Annotated in this window: 23 protein-coding genes; 14 read left to right on the forward strand and 9 right to left on the reverse strand. The window is 61.7% G+C overall.

Translation table 11 applies throughout. From position 1 onward, the window contains the following. The 6 genes from JJB09_RS24930 to JJB09_RS24955 form a co-directional block, all read right to left on the reverse strand. The coding region (locus JJB09_RS24930; RefSeq protein WP_246748972.1) for an aminotransferase class III-fold pyridoxal phosphate-dependent enzyme at window positions 1-2,032 on the reverse strand (2,032 nt) is incomplete at its 3' end. 24 nt (window positions 2,033-2,056) lie between these two features. Next, a complete protein-coding gene (locus tag JJB09_RS24935) occupies window positions 2,057-2,746 on the reverse strand; it encodes an SDR family oxidoreductase (protein WP_343229086.1) in 690 nt (229 codons plus the stop codon). A 13-nt stretch (window positions 2,747-2,759) separates the two neighbouring features. Further along, window positions 2,760-4,151, reverse strand: coding sequence for a GH1 family beta-glucosidase (locus JJB09_RS24940; RefSeq protein WP_201663813.1), 1,392 nt, complete (start codon window positions 4,149-4,151; stop codon window positions 2,760-2,762). Beyond that, a complete protein-coding gene (locus tag JJB09_RS24945; protein WP_201663814.1) occupies window positions 4,135-5,781 on the reverse strand; it encodes an amino acid ABC transporter permease in 1,647 nt (548 codons plus the stop codon). The genes JJB09_RS24940 and JJB09_RS24945 overlap by 17 nt, the downstream gene beginning before the upstream one ends. Before the next feature lie 78 nt (window positions 5,782-5,859). Beyond that, on the reverse strand, window positions 5,860-6,606 hold the full coding sequence (locus JJB09_RS24950; protein WP_201663815.1) for a transporter substrate-binding domain-containing protein: 747 nt from the start codon (window positions 6,604-6,606) through the stop codon (window positions 5,860-5,862). A 1-nt stretch (window position 6,607) separates the two neighbouring features. After that, window positions 6,608-7,690 carry a LacI family DNA-binding transcriptional regulator gene (locus tag JJB09_RS24955; RefSeq protein ID WP_201663816.1) on the reverse strand — a complete coding sequence of 361 codons (1,083 nt, stop codon included), beginning with the start codon at window positions 7,688-7,690 and terminating at the stop codon, window positions 6,608-6,610. Window positions 7,691-8,220: 530 nt separating this feature from the next. Here JJB09_RS24955 and JJB09_RS24960 point away from each other — a divergent pair. The 14 genes from JJB09_RS24960 to nuoG all read left to right on the forward strand — a co-directional run bounded on the left by JJB09_RS24960 (window position 8,221) and on the right by nuoG (window position 22,717). Continuing rightward, window positions 8,221-8,715 carry an NADH-quinone oxidoreductase subunit J gene (locus JJB09_RS24960; protein ID WP_201663817.1) on the forward strand — a complete coding sequence of 165 codons (495 nt, stop codon included), beginning with the start codon at window positions 8,221-8,223 and terminating at the stop codon, window positions 8,713-8,715. A gap of 5 nt (window positions 8,716-8,720) precedes the next feature. Further along, complete coding sequence (gene nuoK, locus JJB09_RS24965; protein ID WP_201663850.1) at window positions 8,721-9,023, forward strand: NADH-quinone oxidoreductase subunit NuoK; 303 nt, start codon at window positions 8,721-8,723, stop codon at window positions 9,021-9,023. A gap of 5 nt (window positions 9,024-9,028) precedes the next feature. Beyond that, entirely contained in the window at window positions 9,029-10,492 is a 1,464-nt protein-coding gene (locus JJB09_RS24970; protein ID WP_201663818.1) for a monovalent cation/H+ antiporter subunit D family protein, read from the forward strand. Next, complete coding sequence (locus tag JJB09_RS24975; RefSeq protein ID WP_201663819.1) at window positions 10,489-10,743, forward strand: hypothetical protein; 255 nt, start codon at window positions 10,489-10,491, stop codon at window positions 10,741-10,743. Before JJB09_RS24970 ends, JJB09_RS24975 begins: the two co-directional genes overlap by 4 nt. Then, entirely contained in the window at window positions 10,736-12,496 is a 1,761-nt protein-coding gene (locus tag JJB09_RS24980) for a Na(+)/H(+) antiporter subunit D (RefSeq protein ID WP_201663820.1), read from the forward strand. Before JJB09_RS24975 ends, JJB09_RS24980 begins: the two co-directional genes overlap by 8 nt. Window positions 12,497-12,504: 8 nt before the next feature. Then, a complete protein-coding gene (locus JJB09_RS24985) occupies window positions 12,505-13,980 on the forward strand; it encodes an NADH-quinone oxidoreductase subunit M (protein ID WP_201663821.1) in 1,476 nt (491 codons plus the stop codon). Next, window positions 13,977-15,416, forward strand: coding sequence for an NADH-quinone oxidoreductase subunit N (locus JJB09_RS24990; protein WP_201663822.1), 1,440 nt, complete (start codon window positions 13,977-13,979; stop codon window positions 15,414-15,416). Before JJB09_RS24985 ends, JJB09_RS24990 begins: the two co-directional genes overlap by 4 nt. Window positions 15,417-15,571: 155 nt before the next feature. Then, on the forward strand, window positions 15,572-15,937 hold the full coding sequence (locus JJB09_RS24995; protein ID WP_201663823.1) for an NADH-quinone oxidoreductase subunit A: 366 nt from the start codon (window positions 15,572-15,574) through the stop codon (window positions 15,935-15,937). Then, on the forward strand, window positions 15,925-16,428 hold the full coding sequence (locus JJB09_RS25000; RefSeq protein WP_201663824.1) for a NuoB/complex I 20 kDa subunit family protein: 504 nt from the start codon (window positions 15,925-15,927) through the stop codon (window positions 16,426-16,428). Before JJB09_RS24995 ends, JJB09_RS25000 begins: the two co-directional genes overlap by 13 nt. Continuing rightward, on the forward strand, window positions 16,425-16,961 hold the full coding sequence (locus JJB09_RS25005) for an NADH-quinone oxidoreductase subunit C (protein WP_201663825.1): 537 nt from the start codon (window positions 16,425-16,427) through the stop codon (window positions 16,959-16,961). Before JJB09_RS25000 ends, JJB09_RS25005 begins: the two co-directional genes overlap by 4 nt. 92 nt (window positions 16,962-17,053) lie before the next feature. Next, window positions 17,054-18,268 (forward strand): NADH dehydrogenase (quinone) subunit D, encoded by a 1,215-nt coding sequence (gene nuoD / locus JJB09_RS25010; RefSeq protein ID WP_201663826.1) that lies wholly within the window; start codon window positions 17,054-17,056, stop codon window positions 18,266-18,268. Window positions 18,269-18,285: 17 nt separating this feature from the next. After that, window positions 18,286-18,798 (forward strand): NADH-quinone oxidoreductase subunit NuoE, encoded by a 513-nt coding sequence (gene nuoE, locus JJB09_RS25015; protein ID WP_201663827.1) that lies wholly within the window; start codon window positions 18,286-18,288, stop codon window positions 18,796-18,798. A gap of 4 nt (window positions 18,799-18,802) precedes the next feature. Beyond that, a complete protein-coding gene (nuoF, locus tag JJB09_RS25020; protein WP_201663828.1) occupies window positions 18,803-20,068 on the forward strand; it encodes an NADH-quinone oxidoreductase subunit NuoF in 1,266 nt (421 codons plus the stop codon). A gap of 33 nt (window positions 20,069-20,101) precedes the next feature. Next, window positions 20,102-22,717, forward strand: coding sequence for an NADH-quinone oxidoreductase subunit NuoG (nuoG, locus tag JJB09_RS25025; protein WP_201663829.1), 2,616 nt, complete (start codon window positions 20,102-20,104; stop codon window positions 22,715-22,717). 17 nt (window positions 22,718-22,734) lie between these two features. On the opposite strand, the gene JJB09_RS25030 is transcribed toward nuoG, so the two are convergent. Genes JJB09_RS25030 through nuoH form a run of 3 tightly spaced genes read right to left on the reverse strand, consistent with a single transcriptional unit; the run spans window position 22,735 to window position 24,806 of the window. Further along, window positions 22,735-23,175, reverse strand: coding sequence for a CBS domain-containing protein (locus tag JJB09_RS25030; RefSeq protein WP_201663830.1), 441 nt, complete (start codon window positions 23,173-23,175; stop codon window positions 22,735-22,737). A 47-nt stretch (window positions 23,176-23,222) separates the two neighbouring features. Beyond that, window positions 23,223-23,789, reverse strand: coding sequence for an NADH-quinone oxidoreductase subunit I (locus JJB09_RS25035; protein ID WP_201663831.1), 567 nt, complete (start codon window positions 23,787-23,789; stop codon window positions 23,223-23,225). 30 nt (window positions 23,790-23,819) lie between these two features. Further along, window positions 23,820-24,806, reverse strand: coding sequence for an NADH-quinone oxidoreductase subunit NuoH (gene nuoH / locus JJB09_RS25040; protein ID WP_201663832.1), 987 nt, complete (start codon window positions 24,804-24,806; stop codon window positions 23,820-23,822). Window positions 24,807-25,342 lie beyond the last annotated feature (536 nt).

Here is a 25,342-nt window from a genome sequence, read left to right on the forward strand (position 1 = left end):
CAAAGAAGCAGACGGACAGCGGATCGGGGAACAGGGCGGAAAGGCGCCGGGCATATTCCACGAGCCCGTCATGCAGATAGCGGCTGTTGGTGTTGAGTGCCGCAAGCTGCTGCTCGGCCGCCTTGACGACGCGCGGATGGCAGTGGCCGACATGGCAGACATTGTTGACCATGTCGAGCCAGCGGGTCCCTGTTTCGTCGATGAGGTGGCAGCCCTCGGCCGCGACGATCTTCAGCGGCTCCGGCGCATAGGCGATGCTGAGCGAGCGGCCGATGCTGCGGAGCCGCTCGCGCACCAGGAAGGCCTTGTCGCGCGGCGGCAGACGGGTGGCGGAAATCGGCAGGCCGAGAACGACGCTCGGGTCCGGGCTGACCTGCTGCCAGATCTGCCATTCGGCGAGTGTCCCCACGCCATGCATCCGCGCGCCAAGGCCGAGATGGTCGGTGACGATCTGGAAATGCAGGTGCGGCGGCCATTCGCCATTTTCCGGCCGGGGACCGAATTCGGTGAAGGCCGCTCCCTTCGCGATGGGTTGCCCGACGCGCAGGCGGGCAACGGAGGCGCGGGAAAGGTGGCCGTAGAGTGTCCAGAACACATCGCCGTGGTCCGTCTCATGCTGCAGCAGCACAGTCGGGCCGAAGCCGTAGGCGACTGCATCGTCATGGATGAAGGCGACGGTTCCGGCCATCGGCGCATGGACAGGCTCGCCTGCCGGTGCAAAGATATCGATGCCGATATGCACCGTGCGGCGGACATGTGGCGCGGTGGTTCCAAAGGCGTCGCCCTTGTAGATAGTCCGGTCCTCGCCATAGGCGCCTACGCCGAAATCGGCTCCTTCGGTTGCTATTCTCTCCTCGCAATACCGGTCGAAGCCGGGGCCGTCGAGGCTGTCGAGCAGCGTCGCATCCGGGCTGGTGGCGGAAAAATCGAAGACCGTGACTTGCGGCCTTGAGAGGTTCGGCCTGATGACGGGTGCGAAGCTGTGCGCCTCACGCTCCAGCCAGGCCGCGACCTGGGCTGCGGCGGAAACGGCCGCGAAGCCGCAGGCATCGCGGATCCGCATCCGCGCCATCGAGGCATTTTCGCCTTCAAGCCGTTTGAGTTCCCGCCAGACATCCTCCTGGCTGACCAGGAGGTATTGGTTATCGGGCTGCTCGCGGATCTGTTTCGCAGCCATCAAGATGCTCACGGCATAGCGAAGCTTGACGAGATCGAAGAGGATATTCGCCTCCTCTTCGGTGAGCGGATTGACGGCGTGATAGGCCTCGGCGATCCGCGCGACCGAACCGACAGGGTCCGTTTCGCCGATCAGAGCATAGGCACCCGCCACGGCGATCTCGACCACCCGATGGGTCTCGACCATGTCACCGAAATCCAGAAGCCCGCTGACCCGTCCTTCCGCATCAAGGATCGTGTTGTAGTCATTCGCGTCGTTGTGGATGACCTGGCGCGGGCAGGCCTCGAGCGCCGGACGGATGACCGTCGAGAAGCGGTTCAGGATCGCCGCGACGAGGCTGCGCTTTTCCGTGTCCTCGATCAGCGGCACGTTGGCGAGGTGCATCTCCGCCTGAGCCAGATCCCAGCCATAGATGCGCCGGGCGCCGGGATGCGCGAAGCCCTTGAGGGCGAGGTCGAGATGACCGAGCAGCGTTCCCAGGCTGGTTGCGCTTGCCGGCCCGCGGTTCTTCGCCTTCGCCCAGACGTCGCCGTCGATCCACGTGAGAAGTCGCGCCTTCCGGTCCCCACCGTGATCGACCGGCGTGAGGATGGCGCCTGCCCTGGAGGGCAACTGGCGGGAAATCCGGAGTTCGGGTGCAACGCGGTTCAGGTGATCGAGCACGGCCACCTGCATGTCGAGGCTTTGGTCGTCGCCGGGTGCATGCAGCTTCAGCAGGAAGCGTTGCCGATCCTCGGCTTCGACCCGGAAATTCAGGTCTTGCTCTCCCGGCAAGGGCGAAACCTTGCCCTCGATGCCATAGAGCTCCCTCAGAATCGTCGCAATCGCCACCGCGTCCTGCTTCAGGTCGTCCATCCTCATCTTCCTTTCGCGGCCGGCTTACCAGCCAACATTCAATCCATCGTGTGTGCGGAAAGTCGCGGTGTCCGCGAGCGTCGCGTTTTCCAGCAGGCGCTTCAGACCTTCAGCGCTTTCCCCGGTTTCGAGTTCGGCATGTTCACCGCCCATATCGGTCCTGATCCAGCCCGGATGGAACGCCATCACGGCAACATCGTCGGGTTTCAGGTCATGGGCGAGCTTGGTGGTCGCCATGTTGAGCGCCGCCTTGGAGAGCCGATAGGCGTAATCCCCATCGTCGTTGTCGATATGCCCTTCGGCATTGGAGCCGGCCCGGCTGGAGATCATTGCCACCACCTTGCGATGACCTCTGGCGAGGTTGGGAAGGAGCGCGCGCGTCAGAAGCAGCGGCGCGAGCGCATTGACCTGCATCGTATCGAGAAAATCCCCCGTTTTCACGCTGGCGAGTCCGTCCTCGGCGCCACGGATCGCAGCATTGTGGACGAGAATATCCACCGGCCGGCCGGCAAGCGAGGCGGCCGCGCGCAGGATGGACCGCTCGTCGGCGAGATCAAGCGCCAGCGCCTCGATCCCTGCCTCGGCGGACTTGTCCCGCCGGCCGGCGGCAATCACCCGCCAGCCGTCGCGGAAGAATTGCCGAGACAGTGCGAGCCCCAGGCCACGGTGCCCTCCAGTGATCAGGATGCAGCCTTTCGCTGTCGTGTCTACCACGCGCTCTCCTCCCTCAGCGGCCGGGCGCTTCGCGGGCGATCCGCCCGAAGATCTCGCCACTCAACTTCAACCGCCGCTCCTGGGTCTCGAAGTCCACATGCACGAGCCCGAAAGGCGCGGTATAGCCAAGCGCCCATTCGAAATTGTCCATCAGCGTCCAGGCGAAGTAGCCCTTGACGGGAACCCCCTTCTCGATGGCGGAGGCTACCTTGGCGATATAACCCGCATAGTAATCAGCCCTGCCGAAGTCCTCGATGCGGCCCCGCTCGTCCGGCGTTTCCTGTGTGGTCGCCATGCCGTTCTCGGTGATGTAGATGGAGGCCGGCTTGTACTTGTCGTTCACCTCGATGAGGATGTCCTCGATGGCCTGCGGCCAGATTTCCCAGCCGAGGGGGGTATAGTCCGAACCCGGCGGCGAGACGCGCTCGAAGTTGAGCGGCGGAAGGTCAACACCCGCCTTGATCACCGAACGGCGGTAGTTGTTGATGCCGAGGAAATCGATTGGCGCCGAGATCGCCTTCAGGTCCTCGGCCTCAATGCGAGGCAGATAGCGCTCGCCATAAAGATCGAGCATATCCTCCGGATAGACGCCCCGGAAGATGGCTTCGAGATACCAGCGGTTCTGTGCGCCGTCGAAGCGCGCGGCTGCCGCAATGTCCTCCTCCCGGTCCGTCGCGGGTTCGGTAACGTTGAGATCGAGCGTGATGCCGACCTCGGCGCCGCGCGCTTCGGCGCGAATCATCGGGACAGCAAGTCCATGCGCGAGCAGCGCGTGGTGGCTGGCAGCAACGCCGCCCTTCACGCCGTCGGCGAGCCCCGGCGCATCCTCGCCGAGCGCATGGCCGAACCAGCAGAAGGTCCACGGCTCGTTGAGCGTGGTCCACTTCGTCACGCGGTCGCCGAAAAGCGCCGCCGCCTGGGCAGCATAGTCGGCAAAGCGCATACACGTGTCTCGATTGTACCAGCCCCCCTTCTCCTGCAACGCCTGCGGCAGATCCCAGTGGTAGAGCGTGACGAAGGGCTCGATGCCTTCCGCAAGCAAGCTATCGATCAGCCGGTCGTAGAACGCGGCGCCCTTTTGGTTCAACCGCCCGGAGCCCTGCGGCAGCAGGCGGGGCCAGGATAGCGAGAAGCGGTAAGCCCTAAGGCCCATTTCCTTCATCAGGGCGATATCGCGCGGATAGAGGTGGTAATGATCGCAGGCGAGATCGCCGTTCGAGCCATCAACGATGACGCCGGGGCGGCGCGTGAACCGGTCCCAGATGCTCTCGCCCTTGCCGTCGAGCGCCATCGCGCCCTCGATCTGGTAGGCCGCGGTCGCGCTGCCGAATATGAAGTCCCGCGGAAACCGGATTTCCCCGACGAGATCGATGAGGGCGGCATGACGGTTAGCGATGCTTGACATTGTATTTTCTTTCAACGGTGTTCACCAGACTTGCGGCAGCGAGCGTCAGGAAGATGTAGAAGATCGCGGCCGAGTTATAGGGGGCAAAGGGCAGGAAGCTAGCGGACTGGAATTCCCGCATGCGCTGCGTGATGTCCCGGATCGAGAGGATCGAAAGCAGCGACGTATCCTTGAGGATGGCAATGAGCTCGTTGCCGAGCGGCGGAATGATGATGCGGAACGCCTGTGGCAGGACGATAAGCCTTGCGGTCTGCCAACGGTTGAGGCCCACGGACTTGGCTGCTTCGATCTGCCCCACGGGCACCGCATTGATGCCCGCGCGGAAGATTTCGGCCAGATAGGCTGAGTAGGCGATTGCCATGGCGACGATCCCGCGCAGCATATTCGGTGGATCCACTGCGCCCGAGGTCGCGTCTTTTAACGCGCCGGCGAGCGGCAGGCCCACATAGAGCACGATGACGAGCATCGGGATGCCCCGGATGGTATCGATGATGAATTCCGCTCCAATCGCGAGCGGATGGCGCCAATGCAGGGTGCCGCCAAAGGTGAGTATGCCGAGAAGGATGGCGAGTACTGCAAAGGTTATCCCGGTCGACCGGCTCCGGTCGTCGAGGGCCGATGTCTGCCACAGCTGCGACCAGCCGGCCGGAGACAGCCCGGCGGGCAGAAGCACCGCGCTCACGCCCTGTTTTTCGTTGACCGCCTTGATCGCATCCTCAGCGGTCAGGAAGGTGCGGACACCGGCTTCCCCCTCCGGTGCACCCGGATATTGACCGAAGCGCACGGCACCGATCAGCGAGGACGGGGTATCTCTGATGATGCCGACCTTTGCGTCTAGCGTTCCCGCGAGCACGTAAGGGATCGGCGTCTGCAACAGGCTCCAGGCGGAGGCTAAGCCGAGTGCGGCCGCACAGGCGGCCGAGAGGGCGATCGTCCGTCGGGAGGGCCGCAGTTGTAGCAGTCCGACCCAGATCAGCCCGAGGATCGCAGCGAGGACATAGGCTGAAATTGCGGCGCGAATGGTCGTCGCGACGCCGGCCGCAAAGGCGACATGGGCAAAAAAGAGAACAAGGACAAGCACGATACCGCTTGGCACGCAGCCGAACAGGACCCCGAGCCGCGAGACCACCGACGACGCAGATCGCTCCGCAAGCCGCCTCAATGCGAGGCCGAGAAGCGAAAATGCTGCGTAACCAGCGAACAGCCATCGCTCCATGGAGCGGAGCCAAAGGTCGGCCTCCGGCGTCAACTGGCGCGGATTGACTCCAGGCACAACCATGCCGGAGGAAAAGGCATCCACACCATTGGCCAGTGCCGAGGCAGTGTAGGGTTGGGCGATCGTCGTGAACAGCAGAAGAGCGAGGCAGACCACATGAACTGCCGTTGCCAGCACCGCCCAGAGCCGTGACCGCGCGCCGCCGCGCGGCAGAAAATAGGCGAGCAAGCCGGCCGCCGGCGCCACCAATAGCAGCAGGTAGCCGGGCACCATGACGCCCGATCCGTTCTCGACGCCTGCCAGTGCCCTAAGCGAGCGCAGGTAGGCCGGAGAAGTAGCGAACAGATAGATGATGAAAGGCGTGGCCGTCAGAATGATGAGATTGCTCGGCCGGACGCTTGTCAGGAATGACATTCATTCCCCCTGAAGGAATTGCGATTGCGTTGAGTGCGGAAGCGGCTTGCCGCCCCCGCATACTTGCCGGGGAAAACCCTATTTCGCACCCCAGTACTTCTGGATCAGCTTGTCCAGGGTTCCGTCTTCCTTGATCGCCTTGATGCCCTCGTCGAAGGCAGCCACATTCGCATCGCCCTTGCGGAAGACCAGACCGAGTGGGTCGGAACTGAGGCCGCGGATCGGCACCACGAGTTCGCCGGCAAATTCCTTCTCGTAGGCATCGGCATTGGCGCCATTGATCACCACACCGTCGACATCCTTGTTCTTCAGCGCAAGGATGGAGGCACTGAACGTGTCGTAGGCGACGACATGCTCCTTGCCGACAATGCCTGCGGCCACATCCGCGTCGGTCGTGTTCGCCTGCGCCGAGAGTTTCTTGCCCTTTGACTTGAAGTCCTCGACTGCCAGCGCCTGGTCCTCGACCCGCATCAGGATTGCCTGGCTGTTGACGATGTAGGGGGCGGTGAAGTCCATCGCCTTCTTGCGCTCGTCGGTAATGGAGATGCCGGAAGCGACGAAATCGAAACTGCCCTGGTCGAGCGCGGCGAAGATGCCGTCCCAGCCGGTGGTCACGAATTCCGCCTTGCAATTGATTTTTGCGCAGATCGCGTTGACGACATCGACATCAAAGCCGACGATCTGGCCCGAAGCGGGATCGACGCTTTCCATCGGTGGCGAGGTCGTGTCGGAGCCCACCTTGAGATACTTGCCACCGAGATCGGCGGCCAGTGCGGACGAAGCGGCAAAAGCCGACAACATCAGTGCGATAATGGTTCTATTCATCCTATTCTCCTCCTTTGTTATGGCTAAACGGCATGCTGGCGTGATCCGGCTGGCGCGGCACAAGGGCGGGCCGGAATGTCTGGCGCAGGACCGAAGGGGACTCGCCGGCGATACGGCGAAGCAGGAATTGCCCGAGCGTGCGGGCAAGGACCTCGATCGGCTGGTAGAGCGTGGTGAGGGGCGGATTGAAGTAGGCGCTGACATTGATGTCGTCATAGGCCACGACATCCACATCGCCGGCGACCTGAAGCCCCCGGCCGGCAAGCCCGGAAAGCACACCAAGCGTAGTCGCTTCATTGACGCAGACGAAAGCGGTGGGCGGCCGGGCGACGTCGAGAAGCGCCTCCGCACTCGCCTTTCCGAAGCGGGCGGAAAGATCGCCCTCGACGATCAGATCGTCTGACGGCGCCTGCCCGGCCTCACGAAAAGCACGCCTGAAACCGTCGATGCGGTCGAGCGAATAGGACAAAGCCCGCGACGGATTGACGAGTGCGATACGTCGGTGGCCGCCAGCGATCAGCCGCGCTGTTGCGGCGTGGGCTGCCCATTCATTGTCCACATCCACATACGCATAATCGAGATCGCGTCGGCATCGGCCGAGCGTCACAAACGGAAAATCAGTCTCGGCAAGCAGGTTGATGCGGGGATCATCGGCCAGAATGCCGGAGAAGATTAGCCCATCCGCCAGACCGAGCCCGACGATCTGGCGCGCCATGGCGGCCCCGTCCTCGGCATCGGTTATGACCTGTACGGAGATGCGGTAGCCGCTGCCCTCGAGCGCCTGGCTAATACCGGAGAGGATCTGCGTATATTCGACGCCATCCCATTCATAACCGGAAGCGGCGCTGAGCGGCATCAGAACCGCAATCTGGTATGTCTTGCCGGTACGGAGCGCCATTCCGCGCTGGTTCGCTGCGTATCCAGCGTCTTTCGCCGCATTCAGGATGACCTCACGGGTCGCCGCCGTTACCACGGGAGAATTCCGAAGCGCCTTGGAGACCGTGGCGATGGAAAAGCCGGTCATTTCCGACAAGGTCTTGATTGTCGGCAACTGACGGCCAATCTCGCCTTCTCGTTTTGCCATCGCATTCCCTCCCTCTCCATGACACCATTACTGCAAATAAAAACGTTTTCAAGATGAATAAAAACGTTTTTATTTGCATTTTTAACCTGCCGCAGATTTTCGGAGTATGACGGATGTCAGGCTAACGTAGCTGAAGCAGCCTACAGCTGGTGGAGGACATACTGCTGGAGCGCGGCATCATCTCCTCCTGTGAGACCATCGGGTGTTGGGCGAAGAAAATAGGCCCGGACATGCTGGCGGTCTGCGGCGGAAACCGGCCGGCCAAAGCAACGTGTGGCATCTGGACAAGGTCGTTGTAACGATTGGAGCAAAACGTAGGTACCGGCCGGCTCAAGCCATTTTCCGACAGTAAAATCGGTATGGCACTATCGAAAATGCGCGCTTCGCGGGCGGCCTCGTTCGCTCATGACAATATTCTTGTGAAACCTCCGATACTAGGGCACAATTTATGAACGCACCTGAGGTGCGGCGCTATCTCAAATCCGGCCGTCTCGCGCCGGGTGACAGTTCGCGTCGGAGGGTCGGCGTCGATGGATCAGGGGTTCTTTCTTCTGTTCGCTACGGTGTGCGTGATCACGGCCCTGACCGTGATCCTGGCGCGGAATCCGGTTCATAGCGCCTTGGCGCTGATGGCGTGTTTCCTGCAGATCTCGGCAATCTTCGTACTGCTCGAAGCGCCATTGCTCGCTGTCATCCAGATCTTCGTCTATGTCGGCGCGATCATGGTCCTGTTCCTATTCGTGATCATGATGATCGACGTGCGCGAAGCGGTGTTGCAGCGGTTCTTGCCGGGCGGCAATCTGCCGGCTCTTGTGCTGCTTGTCCTGCTTGGGGTCGAGATGCTCGTGCTGGTGCTCTGGAGCGGCCGTTTTTCGGTCACGGAGCCCATCGCGATGCGCGACGGCGATCAGGTCAGGCTGCTCAGCAAGACACTTTTTGCCGACTATCTCCTGCCGTTTGAAGTCGCCTCCGTCATCCTGCTGGCGGCCCTGGTCGGCGCCATCGTTCTGGCGCGGAAGGAGTAGCGATGATGGTCCCGCTCTCGTGGTACATTTTGCTCGGAGTGGTCCTGTTCGTGATCGGAGCGGCGGGCGTGCTGCTCAGGCGCAATATCCTGGTCGTGCTGATGTCGCTGGAGCTGCTGCTCAACTCGGTCAACATCAATTTCATCGCTTTCGGGCGTTACTACGACGATTTCCGCGGACAGATCTTCGCGATCTTCGTCATTGCAATCACCGCGGCAGAGGTTGCCGTCGCCTTGGGCATCCTGGTCGCCCTCGTGAGGAACAAGTCCACCCTCAAGGTCGACGACGTGACCATGATGAAAGGATAGCGGCTTTGGACCCGGTTGTATCGATCCGGCCGCTGCTTGCCGTCGCCGTCCCAGGCCTGGCGGCCCTTGCAGTTCTCCTTCTGAACAACCGCGAGAAACTCCGCGACGTCGTTTCCCCGTTGGCGGCGGTCGTCCTGTTTGCGATTGTCGCCTCGATGGCGCCCACGGTGCTGGCGGGCGGGACGGTTGATTTGCGCCTGTTCGAGATACTGCCAGGGATTGACTTCGCCTTCCGGGTCGATGCGCTCGGCATGGTGTTTGCCACCGTCTCGTCGCTGCTGTGGATCGTGGCGGCGATCTATTCCATCGGCTACATGCGGCACTTGAACGAGCACGCGCAGACCCGATTCTTCGCCTGTTTCGCCACCAGCCTCGCGGCGGCCGTTGGGGGCGCCTTCGCCGCCAATCTGTTTACGCTGGTGATCTTCTACGAGGTGCTCAGCCTCGTTACCTATCCGCTCGTCTACCACCACGAGGACGAAGAGGGATGGACGGGCAGCCGCAAGTATCTCGTCTATCTGATGGGCGCGTCGAAAAGCGTGCTGCTCGCCGCACTGGCGCTGACCTACCACATTGCGGGGTCGCTCGACTTTAAGGCGGGGGGGCTGCTCTCGAGGGGCGATGCCTCGGCGGCGCTGCTGACGGTCGTCTATTTCTGCTATCTTTTCGGCTTCGCCAAGGCAGCGGTGATGCCGATGCACGCCTGGCTGCCGGCCGCGATGGTGGCGCCGACACCGGTCAGCGCGCTCCTGCATGCAGTGGCCGTGGTCAAGATGGGCGTATTCTGCTTGCTGCGGGTGGTGTTCCATGTATTCGGCACAGGGCTGGTGGGCGGGCTGGGGCTCGGCATCGCCACCGCCTATCTGGTCTCGTTCACGATCCTGATGGCGTCGGTCTATGCGCTCACGCGGGACGATCTGAAGGCCAGGCTCGCCTATTCGACGGTCAGCCAACTGTCCTATATCGTGCTGGGCGCGGTTCTGCTGTCGCCGGTCGCAATGGTCGGCGGGATCATCCACATCGCGGCGCATGCATTCTCAAAGATCACACTCTTTTTCTGCGCCGGGTCGATCTATTGCGCGTCTGGCAAGCGCAACATCAGCGACATGGCCGGTATCGGCCGCAGGCTGCCTTGGACGATGGGGGCATTCTTTGTCGGTTCGCTCAGCATGATCGGGGTACCGCCGACTGCGGGCTTCGTCAGCAAGTGGTATCTGGCGCTGGGCTCTGTGGAAGCGGGGCAGATTGCGTTCCTGATCGTGCTCCTGGTGAGCTCGATCCTGAACGCCGCCTACTTCCTGCCGGTCAGCTATGTCGCCTTTTTCGGAACGGAGGCGCAGGAAAGTCCGGCGACGGTTCGTGAAATTCCGATGTTGACGATCCCGCTGGTCGCAACCGCGATCCTGTCGGTGTCGATGGGCCTCTTCCCCGACTATTTCCTCGCTCTGGCGCAAGGAGTTGTCAGATGATCAAGCGCGTCGTCGATTTCTTCGGTGACGGAAAATATGCGAAGCAGCGCCATCGGCTGTTCTACCTGATGCTCGCTCTGATCGTCGTCGCCGACTTGCTGGTCTCTCGCGAACACGCCGAATACCTGTGGGACCGCCTGCCGGGCTGGTCAGCCATCTATGGCTTCGGCTCCTGCATTCTGCTGATCTTCGTTTCCAAGTTCCTCGGCCATCGGGGCGGGCTCATGCGGCGCGAGGACTATTATGATTGACTTCGTCCATCCCGCCCTGCTCTTCACTCTCGGCGCCTTGCCGATCCCCTTCCTGAACGGATCGATCCGAAAGGTCTATCTGCTGCTGATTCCGGCGCTGGCGATCCTTGCCGTGATCACGATGCAACCGGGCAGCTACGGCGCGACGCAGATCATCGGTCAGGAAATCTTGATCGCGAAGGTCGACAAGCTGAGCATTGTCTTCGCCACCGTTTTCACCATCATGGCGCTGATCGGAACGGTCTACGCGCTGCACCTGCCCCGCCCCGGCCAGCATGTCGCCGCGTTCGTCTATGTCGGCAGCGCGCTCGGCGTGGTTTTCGCCGGCGACTACCTGACGCTCTACCTGTTCTGGGAAGGCATGGCGTTTGCCTCTGCCTATCTCGTCTTCGCCCAGGGTGGTCGGCCGGCGATCAGCGCCGGTTTCCGGTACCTCATGGTCCATGTTACGGGCGGCGTCGTTCTGCTCGGCGGCATCATTCTTCACGGGGTCGCCACCGGTTCGTTGCTCTTCGGCCCGATCGGTTCGGATACAAACCCGGCCACTTACCTCATTCTGGCCGGTTTCCTGCTCAACGCGGCGGTGCCGCCACTCAACGCCTGGCTGACCGACGCCTATCCGGAGGCAACCGTCACCGGGGCGGTATTTATGAGCGCCTTTACCACCAAGACCGCCGTCTACGTGCTGGCGCGGGCGTTTCCGGGCACCGAGCTTTTGGTCTGGCTCGGCACCGCGATGGCGCTTTACGGCGTCATCTACGCGGTGCTGGAGAATGACTGCCGGCGGCTTCTCGCCTATCACATCGTCAGCCAGGTGGGTTACATGGTGGCAGGTGTTGGCATAGGAACCGAGATGTCGGTAAATGGGGCCGCCAGCCATGCCTTCGCTCATATCCTCTACAAGGCACTCCTGTTCATGGGTGCGGGTGCGGTAATCCACGTCACCGGCCGTCGCAAACTCACCGAACTTGGCGGGCTCTACAAGACCATGCCGCTGACGGTGGCGCTCTATATGATCGGCGCCTTCGCGATCTCGGCTTTTCCATTCTTCTCGGGCTTTGTCACCAAATCGATGGTGGTGGCCGCTGCCGGACAGGACCATCGGGCGTTGGTGGTGCTGGTGCTGACGATGGCGTCGTCTGGAACGTTCCTGCACACCGGGCTCAAGCTCCCGTATTACATGTTTTTCGGCCCGGACCGAAAACTGGAGGCGCGGGAGCCGCCGCGCAACATGCTGGTTGCGATGGGTATGGCGGCAGTACTCTGCATTGCGATCGGGGTATTCCCCCAGCCGCTTTATGCGCTTCTTCCCTATCCGGTCGACTTCGAACCCTACACCGGCCTCCATGTCACCGAAAGCCTCGGCCTGCTGATGTTCACCGCCTTGGGTTTCGTGCTGTTCCTCAGGGCGCTCGACCCCGAGAACACGATCAGCCTCGACACCGACTGGTTCTATCGCAAGGGCGCGCGGCTCTTCATGTGGCTCGCCAAAAAGCCGCTGGCGCGCTACGAGCAGGCGGTGAGCAACGTGTCCGAGTCCGCGGCGCTGCCCTTCTTGCATGGGGCGGCACGGGCGGGACAGCGGATCGATCTCACCGGCGTGGACGCCGTCGTGAACGGCGTCGGCCGCTCGATCCTGCGCGGCGGCGGGGTGCTTCGGCGGCTCCAAACCGGCGTCGTGACCCATTACGCGCTGGCGATGATCGTCGGCGTGGTCGCAGCCACCGTCGTCTTCGCCGTGGTGTGGCGGTAGGGGGGGCGATGGGATTCCCGCTGCTGAGCCTCATCGTATTCACGCCCGCCGCCGGGGCAGCGGTTTTGATGTTCCTCCGCAGCGACGGTGCGGTGCGATGGACAGCGCTGGGTGTCACCGTCCTCGACCTCGCACTCTGCATCGCCATGCTGGCCAGCTTTGATACCACGACCCACCAGATGCAGTTCACCGAGACGCGCACATGGGTGCCCGCGCTCGGGATCGCTTATGCGCTTGGCATCGACGGTATCAGCGCGCTCTTCGTTTTCCTGACCGCACTGTTGGGCTCGATCTGCGTGCTTGCCTCGTGGGCCGCAATCGAGCGCAAGGTGAAAGAGTTCATGATCAGTCTGCTGGTCATGCAGACGTTGATGCTGGGCGTGTTCTGCGCGCTCGATCTGTTCCTGTTCTACGTCTTCTGGGAGGCGATGCTGATCCCGATGTACCTGATCATCGGCGTCTGGGGTGGCGACAGCCGGGTCTATGCGGCGTTCAAGTTTTTCCTCTACACGCTGGCGGGCAGCGTCCTGTTCCTGATCGGCGTCATCGTGCTTTATTTCAACGGCGGCCAGACCTTTGACATCCTCGCCCTCACAGCACAGGATTTGCCGTTTCGGGTCCAGTCGTGGCTGTTCTTCGCCTTCCTGATCGCTTTCGCGGTCAAGGTGCCGATGGTCCCGCTCCATACCTGGCTGCCGGACGCCCATGTGCAGGCGCCGACGGCCGGCAGCATCATCCTCGCCGGCGTACTCCTGAAGATGGGCGCCTATGGATTCCTGCGGTTCTCGCTGCCGATGCTGCCGGCGGCGTCGGTGTATTTTTCGACGTTGATGCTGGTGCTGTCAGCGCTTGCAATCGTCTATGGCGGGCTGCTTGCGCTGGCGCAAGACGATCTGAAGAAGCTGGTGGCCTATTCCAGCATCAGCCACATGGGCTTCGTGACGCTGGGGATTTTTGCGCTGAACCTCCGCGGCCTCGAGGGTGGCATCCTGCAGATGTTCAATCATGGCGTGACGACGGGCGCCCTATTCCTGTTCGTCGGCCTGATCTACGAGCGGACACATACCCGCAGCATCGCCGACTATGGCGGGCTGATGAAGGCGGCGCCGATCTATACCGCGTTTCTTGCACTATTCACCCTCTCATCGATGGCGCTGCCAGGAACAAATTCGTTCGTCGGCGAGCTATTGGTGCTGTCGGGCGGGTTTGCGGCCAACCTGGCCGCCGGCTCGGCTGCCGTTTTGGGCGCATTGCTGGGCGCGGCCTACCTGCTTGGCATGTATGGGAAAGTCGCGCTTGGCCCGGCCAGCGCCGGCGCCCGATACAAGATCCGTGACGTCAACGCCCGCGAGATGGTTGCGATCCTGCCGCTGGCCATCTTCGTGCTTTGGGTCGGGCTCTATCCGAAACCCTTTCTCAACATCATCGACGCCTCGGTGAAGAATCTGCTGGCGCACGTGCACAGCAAGGGGAGCGGCCAATGACCGTCACCGCGCTTTTTCAGTCGGTGCTAGCGAGCCTGCCCGAGATCGTGGTAGTGACCGGGGCCTGCATCCTGCTGATCCTGGGACAGTTTGTACGAAAGGGACAGGAACATTTCCTGGTCTGGGCTTCCGTCGCGGTCGTGCTGATTGCCGCCTTGGCGACACTTATATTGGCGAACGAGGTGCGGCCGGCCTTCACGGGCATGTTCATCGCCGACCGCTTCGCTGTCTTCTTCAAATTCGTGTTCTACCTGGCCACCATCCTGACATTCCTCCTTTCGCGAAAGTATGCCGATATCGAAGGGATCGGGAGCAGCGAATATTATGTCCTGCTGCTCTTCGCGCTTTCGGGAATGATGATCATGGCCTCGGCGACCGATCTCCTGTCGATCTATGTGGGCCTCGAACTGATGGTGCTATGCACCTATGTGCTGACCGGCTTCCTGCGGCGTGAGCGGCGGTCGAACGAAGCGGCGCTGAAATACGTGATCCTTGGGTCTGTCTCGACCGGGATTTTCCTTTACGGCGTTTCGCTGGTCTACGGGCTCACCGGCACGACGCAACTGGACGGGATGGCTGCGGCGGTCACTGGCAATCCGCTCGATCCCGGATTGCTGCTGGCGGTGGTCTTCATCGTCTCGGGGCTGGTCTTCAAGGTCGGCGCGGTTCCGTTTCATATGTGGGTGCCCGACGTCTATGAAGGCGCGCCGACGACGATCACCGCCTTCATGTCGGTGGGCCCCAAGGCGGCGGGCTTCGCGGTGATCCTGCGGGTGTTCCTCAATCCACTGGTCGCAGCCTCGGACGTTTGGATCATCGTCTCGGTCATTGCGGTGGTGACGATGGCGCTCGGCAGTTTCGTGGCGCTGGTGCAGGATAATTTCAAGCGCCTCCTGGCCTATTCCAGCATAGCCCATGCCGGGTTCGCCATTTTCGGCGTGGCCGCCGGCGGTGCGGACGGCATCGCCAGCGTGATGCTGTACCTGCTGATCTACTCTTTCATGAATCTCGGCATTTTCGGCATCGTCATCATGATGCGGAACGGCGATTTCTCGGGCGAGGTTATCGAAGACTACGCGGGTTTCGCCAAGTCGCATCCCGGGCTGGCGCTTTTGATGCTGCTCTATTTGTTCTCGCTGGCCGGCATTCCGCCGACGGCCGGGTTCTTCGCCAAATTCTACGTGCTGGTCGCGCTCGTCGAGCGAGGTTTCGTGATGCTGCCGGTGATTGCAGTGCTGCTGAGCGTCGTCGCCGCCTACTTTTACATCCGCATCGTCATGGTGATCTACATGCGCGAGCCGGAGCGGACGTTCGACCCGGCGCTGACACCCTTGGTGCGCGCCACGCTGGCCTTCACCGCCGCCGGCACCATCGGCATCGGACTATTTCCGGCGTGGTTTCTGAGGCTTGCTCAGCACTCGGTGTTTGGCGGCTGATCGATTGGATTTGCAATGATCCGCCCGACGGAATAAACTGGCAGTTCAAGAAAGGATTGCCCAAGTTGCTTTCCAGGCCGACCGGGTTACCGGTCCCGAACGGGGTCGGGCGCGGTGTGAGGAAAGCCCTCAATGGGTAACCGGTGCAGTGCGATATGACTGCAATGGAATTTTTGCCGGTTCTTTTCATGGTCGCCGGAGTTGTTCTTGTGGCGACGGCGACGCTATTTATCTCCTCGCTACTGCGCCCCTCCAATCCCTATCCCGCGAAGAACATGCCGTATGAATGCGGTATGGACGCGGCTGGCGAGGCCGCCGGAGGCCGCTTGAGGGTGCAGTTCTTTATCCTTGCGATCCTGCTGGTTGTCTTCGATGTCGAGACGATGTTCCTCTTTCCCTGGGCCGTCGTCCTGAAAGACATCGGGCTGGTCGGCTATATCGAGATGTTCATCTTCATATTGCTGCTCCTCGTGGGCTTCGCCTACGCCTGGCTGAAGGGGGCGCTGGAATGGGAGGCGTAAACAACGCGATCCGCGACAGCGTGCTGTTCACCACGGCCGACAGCCTGATCAGCTGGAGCCGAAGGTCGGCGCTGTGGCCCGAGACCTTCGGAATTGCCTGCTGCGCCATCGAGATGATCTCGGCCGGGTGCGCCCGCTATGATCTAGACCGGTTCGGCGTGGTGTTCCGGCCATCGCCCCGCCAGTCCGACGTGATGATCATCGCCGGCACCATAACGCGGAAGTTCGCGCCCGTGGTGCGCAGGCTCTATGACCAGATGCCGGAGCCCCGCTGGGTGATCGCAATGGGCACTTGTGCCATTTCGGGCGGCGTCTACAACACCTATGCCGTGGTGCAGGGGGCGGAAACCTTCGTGCCTGTGGATGTGCATGTGCCCGGCTGCCCGCCGCGGCCCGAGGCGCTGATGCACGGCTTCCTCCTGCTTCAAGAAAAGATCAAGAAGTCCCGCGCGCTGGCCGGAACGCCCCTGGATCGGATCGTAGCGTCATGAGTGCGGAGCCGTCTCTCAATCGCGCTCTGATCATGGAGCACTTCGAGGAAGCAATCGAGGACCTCGGCACAGCGCACGGCATTCACATCTTTGCTGTTCCTCCTGAGAAGATCGTCGAGTTCTGCCGGTTTCTGAAAGAACATCCGGCGCTGCAATTCAATTTCCTCTCGGACATCTGCGGCGTCGATCACTATCCCGCAACGCCGCGGTTCGAGGCCGTATACCATCTCTATTCGCTGCCGAACAAATGGCGCATCCGCATCAAGTGCCCCCTCGGCGATCCCCCGCAGGTTCCCTCGGTCACGACAGTTTGGCGCACCGCCAACTGGCACGAGCGCGAAGCCTGGGACATGTATGGCATCAGGTTCGAGGGGCATCCCGATCTGCGGCGGATCTACATGTGGGAAGGCTTCGAGGGCTTTCCCCAGCGCAAGGATTTCCCCCTGCGGGGCTACAAGGACGAGTTGAACCCGTTCGGTGCCGAAGGTCCGCCGCCAACACAGCCGGACCTTGCCACCAGGGACATTCCGTAGAGCATGATGCCGAAAAGTGTACGCGGTTTTCGGACGACATCATGCTCTAACTCTTTAATGTAGAGGAGGCAGTTCTACGCCGGAAAGTTGAGATGACCGAAGTCACCGAACTCGATAGGCCGGAAGGCGAAGCGCTCGACACCAAGGAAGTGCTTCTCAACCTCGGCCCGCAGCACCCCAGCACGCATGGGGTTCTTCGGCTCGTCCTCGAACTGGACGGCGAGTATGTCGAGCGCGTGGACCCGCATATCGGCTACCTCCACCGCGGCACCGAAAAACTGGCGGAGAGTTTCACCTATACCCAGATTTTCCCGTTGACGGACCGGCTCGACTATCTCTGCCCGCCTTCGAACAACCTGGCCTTCGCGCTGGCGGTGGAGAAACTCCTCGGCATAAAAGCACCGCTCAGGGCGCAGTATATCCGCGTGATGATGGCCGAGCTGGCACGGATCTCCGGTCATCTCCTGATCACGGGCGCGCTGCCGCTGGACCTGGGCGCCATGACCGCCCTGCTCTACGTCATGCGCGAGCGCGAAATGATCATGGACCTGCTGGAGATGATCAGCGGGGCAAGGATGCACACGTCCTTCTGCCGGGTCGGTGGTGTGCGCGAGGATCTGCCCGAAGGTTTCTTCCCCAAGATCCGGGAGTTTTGTGACATCTTCCCAAACCGGATCCGCGACTATGAACGGCTTGTCGATAACAACCGGGTGTTCCTGAAACGCACGCAGGGGATCGGCGTGATCTCGGCCGAGGACGGTATCGATCTTGGCCTGAGCGGCCCGAACTTGCGCGCCTCGGGTGTCGATTGGGACATTCGCCGCGACGAGCCCTACGAGATCTATGACCGGCTCGCGTTCAACGTCATTACCCGCAATGAGGGCGATTGCTACGCACGCTGGCGATGCCGCGTCGATGAGATGCGCGAAAGCGTCCGGATCATCGAGCAATGCCTCGACCAAATGCCCGAGGGGCCGTTCCAGATCGACATGCCGACAATCGCCTTCCCGCTGAACAAGGATCGGGTGCACTGCTCGATGGAGGCGCTGATCCAGCATTTCGACCTGTCGGCCTATGGCTTCAAGGTGCCGAAGGGCGAGGTCTATTCGGCGATCGAGGCACCAAAGGGCGAGCTTGGCTTCTACATCATCAGCGACGGGTCGCCGAAACCGTTCCGCATGAAGGTGCGGGCACCCTCGTTCGTCAACCTTCAGGCACTCTTTGGGGTCACCAACGCCCACTATCTGGCCGACATGATCGCCGTGCTCGGCAGCCTCGACCCGGTGATGGCGGAAGTGGACAAATAGCAGGAGATTTGGACGCGATGACCATGCGCGAAAAGATCGAAGAGGCAGCGGCGCGGTATCCCGACCAGCGCTCGGCGATCATGCCAGCACTTCTGATCGCGCAGAGGGAGCATGGCCATCTGCCAGGCGCGGTGCTGGAAGAGGTAGCCGGCATTCTCGGCGTCGAGCGGATCTGGGTCTACGAGCTGGCGACCTTCTACACACTCTTCCATACCGAGCCGGTGGGCATGTTCCACCTGCAACTCTGTGACAATGTTTCCTGCATGCTGTGCGGATCCGAGGACCTGCTGAAGCATCTGGAAACGGTGCTGGGGATCAACAAGGGCGACACCACCCCGGATGGTCTGTTCACGCTTTCGACCGTCGAGTGCCTCGGCGCCTGCGAGATGGCTCCGGTGATGCAAGTCGGCGACGATTACCACGGTGACCTTGATGTCAACAGGATAAACGCACTCTTGGACAGCCTCCGGGCTACGGCGGGGCGGGTAGCGGGCGTTGAGCACGCCTCTTCGCGACCGCCGGGAGAGTAGCGCCATGTTCGAGCCGGTTCTTCTCAAAAATGTCAACGTGTCGGACGGTCATTTGCTGTCGCGCTATGAGAGCGGCGGCGGCTACCAGGCGCTGGCGAAGGTGCTGCACGAGTACACACCTGACGAGGTCGTCGATCTCGTCAAACAGTCCAACCTGCGCGGTCGCGGCGGTGCCGGATTCCCTACCGGCTTGAAATGGAGTTTCGTGCCGAAGCAGGCCGACAAGCCGAGATATCTGTGCTGCAACGCCGATGAGGGCGAGCCGGGCACCTTCAAGGACCGGATCATTATGGAGCGCGACCCGCACCAGCTCATTGAGGGACTAGCGGTGAGCGCCTACGCGATTGGGGCTAAAACCGCCTATGTCTACATCCGCGGAGAATATGTCACGGCGATCCGTCGCCTGGAGCAGGCGATCGCCGAAGCTCGCGCAAAAGGTTATCTGGGAACAAGCATTCTGGGCTCGGATTTCAGTTTCGCCGTCCACATCCACTGCGGCGCCGGCGCCTATATCTGCGGCGAGGAGACCGCGATGCTCGAGTCGCTCGAGGGCAAGCGGGCGCAGCCGCGATTGAAGCCGCCATTTCCAGCCGTAGCCGGGCTCTATGCCAGCCCCACAGTGATCAACAATGTCGAGACGCTCGCTTGCGTGCCGCATATCGTCATGCGGGGGCCGAACTGGTTTCGGGACATCGGCCCGGACAAAAGCCCCGGCCCGAAGCTCTACTGCCTCAGCGGCCAGGTGCGCAAACCCGGCCTCTACGAGTTGCCGATGGGTATACCGCTGCGCGAGCTGGTCGAGAACCACGCCGGCGGCCCGCTGCCGGGACGCAGAATCAAGGCGGTGATTCCGGGCGGGGTCTCAGCGCCGGTCATCCCGGAGCACGGATTGGAGGTGGGGATGGATTTCGACTCGCTGGCCGCTGCCGGCTCGATGCTCGGTTCGGCAGGCGTTATCGTAATCGACGACGCGACCTGCATGGTCAAGGTCGCCACCCGGATCGTCGAGTTCTTCCACCATGAGTCCTGCGGCAAATGTACGCCATGCCGGGAAGGATTGAACTGGGTCGTGAAGGTACTGCGCCGGATTGAGGCGGGGGATGGCGCACCCGGCGATCTGGAGCAGTTGGAAATGCTCTGCAAAGGCATTTTCGGCAATACGTTTTGTGCCTTGGGTGATGGGGCGGCGATGGGATTGCGGGCCGCGCTCGCCCATTTCCGCGATGAATTTGTTGCCCATATCGAGGAGCGGAGGTGCCCGTTTCACTGAAGAAGTCTGCGGGATCAAGGCCGTGAGGAAACCATGCCTAAAGTCATGATCGATGAACAAATGCTGGAAGTCGAGGCTGGCTCGACAGTGCTGCAGGCCGCCCAGCGTCTGGGCATCGAAGTCCCCACCTTCTGCTATATGAAGCGGCTGCCGCCGCTGGCTTCGTGCCGCATGTGCCTGGTGGAGATCGAGGGGCAGCGGCGGCTGCAGCCGTCCTGCGCCACCGCGGTTACCGAGGGCATGGTGGTGCGGACGAACACGCCGCTGATCGACGAAACGCGCTCTTCCATGCTCGACATGCTGCTCGCCAATCATCCGCTCGACTGTCCGATCTGTGACAAGGGTGGCGAATGCGAGCTTCAGGACATGGTCATGGCCTACGGCCCCCGCCGAAGCGAGTTCCGCGATCCCAAACGCGTGTTTCACTCTGAAGACATCCGTCTCAGCCCGGTCATCATCATGAACGTCAACCGCTGCATCCAGTGCCAGCGCTGCGTCCGGATGTGTGAGGAGGTCGTCGGCGCAGTCGCCCTGGGCACCGTCGAAAAAGGCATGGATACCGCCGTCACCGGCTTCGAGGGCAGCCTCGCGAGCTGCGATCAGTGCGGCAATTGCGTCGAGGTCTGCCCGGTCGGCGCGCTGATGAGCTTCCCCTATCGCTACAAGGCGCGGCCCTGGGATCTGGTCGAGACCGACACGGTCTGCCCGCATTGTGGTACCGGTTGCCAGCTGACGGTGGGCACGCGCAAAGGCGAGTTCATGCGGGTGCGCTCGAAGTGGGACGAAGGTGTCAACCGCGAAACGCTCTGCGTCCGGGGACGCTTCGGCCTCGACTTTATCGAGAGCCGGGACCGGATCAAGCGGCCGATGATCCGCCGTGATGGCGCCCTGGTTCCGGTTTCCTGGGACGAAGCGGGGGACCATCTGCGCCGGCGGCTGTCGGCCGTCGAGAGCAAGGCTGCCGGCGGGCTGGCCTCGCCGCGTCTGCCTAACGAGGTGCTTTATCAGTTCCAGAAGCTGATGCGGACGGTGTTCCGAACCAACAACATTGATTGCTCTACGCGCTGGTCCACGCCCTTCGATACGCTCGGTCCGTTGGTGGCAGCCTTCTACAGCCGCGCACCGCTGGACGAAGTGATCGGCAACGACTGCGTGCTCGTCGTCGGCGGCAACGTAACCGAGGAGAACCCGGTCACCGAATACCTGCTGCGGGACGGCGTACGGCGGCGGCAGACAAAATTGCTCATGCTCTCGGCGCGGCCATCCCGTCTGGACGCCGATGCCCAGGTGGTGGTTCGCGTGCCGCCGGGCGGAGAAGCGGCGAGCCTTGCGGCTGTCGTAGCTGAGCTCATGGCGGCAGCCGGTCAGACCTTGCCGGGCAACGCTTTTGCCGACAACGGCGCGACGATCGGCAAGCCGGTGGCGAGCAGCGGCAGTGACGGGCCGAACCGTCTGGCCACCGCGCTCAAGGAAGGACGCAGCGTCACCGTGCTTGTCAGCGTCGACCTTCTGAGATTTCCCGACTCCCGCGCGACGCTGCAGCAGCTCACCAACCTGCTGCGGGTTCTCCGCCTGCTCGGCAAGGATCTGGCGATGCAGTTCCTCTTCGACCGCGCCAACCAGATGGGCGCCTGGGATATGGGCGTTCTGCCGACGGCTTTGCCGGGGCTGCGGGCGGTCGCCGATGATGCGGCGCGCGCCACTCTTGCGGGGAATTGGGGTGCCGAAATCCCGTCTGAACCCGGCGCGGATCTCGACGCCATGCTGGAACTCTGCCTCGGTGGACGCATGGGCGCGCTCTACATCGCCGGGACCGACCCCCTGATCGCCTATCCAGACAGGGATCTCGTGACGCGGGCACTTGGCGCCACCGATCTGCTGATCGTGCAGGACGCCTTCCTCACGGATACGGCGGGGCTGGCCGAGGTCGTGCTGCCTGCGGCGGGTTATGGTGAGGAATCCGGCACGTTCACCAACAACGAGGGTCGGATCCAGAAGGTCCGCAAATTCCGCGAACCCGCCTTCGAGGCGCGGAGCAATCTGGCGATCTTCGACTTCGTCGCGGCACTCCGCAACCAGGCGCTGCAGCCATCGGCGCAAGACGAGATTTTCGACGAGATAGCCCGGCTGGTTCCGGCCTATCAGGGGTTGACGCAGGACGGGCTTGGCGCCGACGGCGCGTTTACCAAGGCGGTTTCGACGCCACCGGCTGGCGAGTTCTTCGCGCCGCCCCCTGCCCCGAAAGCAACCGACCGGCTCATGCTGATCACCGGCGACTGCCTGTTCCACAATGGGTATCTTTCCGAACGCTCGGAGATCCTGAATACGGTCGCGGATGACCCCTATGTCGAGATGAGCGTACAGGATGCCGCACAACTTGGCCTTTCAGATCGCGATCAGGTGGTCGTGCGATCCGCTCAGGGCGAATTGACAGCGAAGCTCAAGGTCAACAGGCGTTTTCCCAGTGGCCTTGTGTTTGTTCCCGAAAACTACAGAGCCCTGCGTCTCAACAGGCTTATGCGGCGGGGGGAATACCCATGTCCGGTGGACGTTCACCAGGCCACCGCGGCCGCCCGCCTCACCGGCTCTGCGTCCAGATCTGAGGAGCTCGACCAAGGCATGTCCGGGGGCTTGCCTGACCTTGCATAGTACCCTACCCGATTTGGTTAGTGATACCTGGTGCCGCTGATGTAATCCTGCAGATCCTGCTCGGTGCGCTGCGCTTCGTCGAGCCTGTGCTTAACCACGTCGCCGATGCTGACCACGCCGAGAACGTCGTCCCCATCCATGACCAGCACATGACGCGTACGCCGCTGGGTCATGATCGCCATAGCGATGGGCAGCAAATCCCGCGTCGAACAGGTCGCCACATCACGGTTCATGACATCAGCGACGCGCATCATCGCCGCCTTGGCCCCGTATTCCGCCACCGCATTGCAGCAATCCCGCTCCGATAGCGAACCCAGGTTTTTGCCGTTCGATTGGCTGACGACGACGAAGCCGATATTGTTGTCGCGAAACAGCCTCAAGACTTCCACCATCGTCTGATCGGGAGTGACAGCGATGACACCGACACCCTTGTTCTTCATGATTTCGCCGACACGCATCTGAGCCTCTCCTGTCTGCGCGCTCCGGCTTGACGGATGGCGCGCGTTCACGTTTGTCGGATATTTCTCCACCAGTTGTAGCCCTGCGTCTCGCTCGTCTCGACCAGAACGCCCTGTTCGGTGTTCAGGCGCGTTGCGACTACGCCGCCGCCGGTCGCAGCCTTGCCCGGCTTGCGGAGCAGATCGTCACGTCCAATCACCAGTTCACGCGAAGAAAAGCTCGAGAATTCGTATTGCTGGCCAAGCGCGATCGCGTCCGCCGGGCAAGCGTCCTCGCACAGCCCGCAGAACAGGCAGCGGGCCGTATCGATCTCGAATTTTGCCGGGTGACGGTTGCCCTTCTCGTCCTCGTAGGGGACGACTTCGATGCAGTCGCAGGGACAAATCCGCGCGCAGAGCTCGCAGGCGACGCATTTGATCTCGCCCTCCTCATCGCGGGTCAGGAAGTGATGCCCGCGGTAACGCGAATAGGGCAACCATTTTTCCTTGTCCGGATATTGCATGGTGACGGATCTGGAGAACATGTAGCCGAAAGTCAGAGCCAAGGCGCTCGCCAGATCGGCGAAGAACGCCCAGCCGATCCATGTGCCAATTCTGTCTTGTGCGCGCGACATCGCCGCCCCACTACGGAGCCGCTGCGGCTCCTAAAAGAAAGCAATACCAGTAATGATTATGTTCGCCATCGACAAAGGAAGCAAGACTTTCCATCCGATCGCCATCAGTTGGTCGTAGCGGTAGCGGGGGAACGTGAAGCGGAACCAGATAAACACATAGACGAAGAACCCGACCTTGAGCAGAAACCAGAGGAGCGGTGGCAAGGGGACCAGTACGCCGTTCCAGCCGCCGAAGAACAGGATCACCACCAGGACCGACACCAGCAACACGATGGCATATTCGCTGACCATGAAGAAGGCAAAGCGGATACCGCTGTATTCGGTATGGAACCCGGCCCCCAAATCGCCTTCCGCTTCCGCCAGGTCGAAGGGAATGCGCTGTGCTTCGGCCAGTCCGGCGACGAAGAACACGAAGAATCCGACCGGTTGGTAGACGATGTTCCAGACATCGGCTTGCGCCCGCACGATGTCGAGCAGGCTCATAGATTGCGCCAGCATGACCACGCCGATGACCGCGAACCCCATGGGGATCTCGTAGCTGATCATCTGCGCGCAGGTCCTGAGGCTGCCCAGGACAGCGTATTTGCTGTTAGAGGCCCAGCCACCGAAGATGACGCCATAGACCTCGATCCCGATCACCGCAAAGACGAAAAGGAGCGCCACATTCATGTTGGAGACATAGAGCGTGATCTCGGCGCCGCCGACCGAGACGGTTTCGCCGAAGGGGATCGCGACGAACACCACAAAGGGCGGGGCGAGCGCCAGGATTGGCGCCAGTTTGAACAGGAAGCGGTCGGCTTCGGCCGGGATGTGGTCCTCTTTGGTCAAGAGCTTGATTCCGTCCGCCACCGGCTGCAACAGCCCGTGCCACCCCACGCGCATCGGCCCCATCCGCTGCTGCATGTGGCCGGCAATCTTGCGTTCCAGCCAGGTTAGCGGCAAGGGCAGCAGCAACAGGATCGCAATCAGAAAAGCGACCTTGAAGACGATCAGGCCAAGGGCGACGATAAGTTCCATGATCGCGGCTACTTATTCATCGGGTTGAAACGCGCGCCCGGACTTTGGCTCCAGCGATGCATTGAGCACTTTGCGCATTTGTCGGACGACATGGTACAACGGCGACGCACCTCATACAATGCCATCACATGATCTCGTCCATCGTCGCTGAGGCGGGACAAAAAAACTATGGGGCGCGGAAATGGGTCGACAGAAACTGTCTCGCTACTTTTGGGATGACGATGAAAAACAAGTTCCGCGTCTCTCGCCATGAGACACGCCGCAAGCCTCGGAAGTCATTAAACTATTCTGAGGGAGGCCAAAGTCGCCGATTTTCTGGAGACTGAATGGTGGTGGAAACAGTCCAGCGAGAACAAGTCTCGAAACAGGGAAAGTCAAAACTCTGTGCGAAAGCTGGATATTATTATGCAATATCCGAGTGTTAGCACGTAGTTTACGCGCTCATCCGGGCACGAACGCCTCGATGTAACAGGGAATTCGACTGCCATCTTGCGGGAGAAGATTGTCATTTCGCGGGATAGGATTGTCGTGCTGCG

The organism is Phytoamicus setariae, from assembly GCF_016722925.1.
GTDB lineage: Bacteria > Pseudomonadota > Alphaproteobacteria > Rhizobiales > Rhizobiaceae > Rhizobium_E > Rhizobium_E setariae.

Coding starts and splice junctions, on each gene's coding strand:
- JJB09_RS24945 (WP_201663814.1), bottom strand. CDS start 5,781: ATGTCATTCCTGACAAGCGTCCGGCCGAGCAATCTCATCATTCTGACG.
- JJB09_RS24950 (WP_201663815.1), bottom strand. CDS start 6,606: ATGAATAGAACCATTATCGCACTGATGTTGTCGGCTTTTGCCGCTTCG.
- JJB09_RS24995 (WP_201663823.1), top strand. CDS start 15,572: ATGACTGCAATGGAATTTTTGCCGGTTCTTTTCATGGTCGCCGGAGTT.
- JJB09_RS25000 (WP_201663824.1), top strand. CDS start 15,925: ATGGGAGGCGTAAACAACGCGATCCGCGACAGCGTGCTGTTCACCACG.
- nuoE (WP_201663827.1), top strand. CDS start 18,286: ATGACCATGCGCGAAAAGATCGAAGAGGCAGCGGCGCGGTATCCCGAC.
- nuoF (WP_201663828.1), top strand. CDS start 18,803: ATGTTCGAGCCGGTTCTTCTCAAAAATGTCAACGTGTCGGACGGTCAT.
- JJB09_RS25030 (WP_201663830.1), bottom strand. CDS start 23,175: ATGCGTGTCGGCGAAATCATGAAGAACAAGGGTGTCGGTGTCATCGCT.
- JJB09_RS25035 (WP_201663831.1), bottom strand. CDS start 23,789: ATGTCGCGCGCACAAGACAGAATTGGCACATGGATCGGCTGGGCGTTC.
- JJB09_RS24980 (WP_201663820.1), top strand. CDS start 10,736: ATGATTGACTTCGTCCATCCCGCCCTGCTCTTCACTCTCGGCGCCTTG.
- JJB09_RS24960 (WP_201663817.1), top strand. CDS start 8,221: ATGGATCAGGGGTTCTTTCTTCTGTTCGCTACGGTGTGCGTGATCACG.
- nuoD (WP_201663826.1), top strand. CDS start 17,054: ATGACCGAAGTCACCGAACTCGATAGGCCGGAAGGCGAAGCGCTCGAC.
- JJB09_RS24955 (WP_201663816.1), bottom strand. CDS start 7,690: ATGGCAAAACGAGAAGGCGAGATTGGCCGTCAGTTGCCGACAATCAAG.
- JJB09_RS24985 (WP_201663821.1), top strand. CDS start 12,505: ATGGGATTCCCGCTGCTGAGCCTCATCGTATTCACGCCCGCCGCCGGG.
- JJB09_RS24990 (WP_201663822.1), top strand. CDS start 13,977: ATGACCGTCACCGCGCTTTTTCAGTCGGTGCTAGCGAGCCTGCCCGAG.
- nuoH (WP_201663832.1), bottom strand. CDS start 24,806: ATGGAACTTATCGTCGCCCTTGGCCTGATCGTCTTCAAGGTCGCTTTT.
- JJB09_RS24940 (WP_201663813.1), bottom strand. CDS start 4,151: ATGTCAAGCATCGCTAACCGTCATGCCGCCCTCATCGATCTCGTCGGG.
- nuoG (WP_201663829.1), top strand. CDS start 20,102: ATGCCTAAAGTCATGATCGATGAACAAATGCTGGAAGTCGAGGCTGGC.
- JJB09_RS25005 (WP_201663825.1), top strand. CDS start 16,425: ATGAGTGCGGAGCCGTCTCTCAATCGCGCTCTGATCATGGAGCACTTC.
- JJB09_RS24975 (WP_201663819.1), top strand. CDS start 10,489: ATGATCAAGCGCGTCGTCGATTTCTTCGGTGACGGAAAATATGCGAAG.
- nuoK (WP_201663850.1), top strand. CDS start 8,721: ATGGTCCCGCTCTCGTGGTACATTTTGCTCGGAGTGGTCCTGTTCGTG.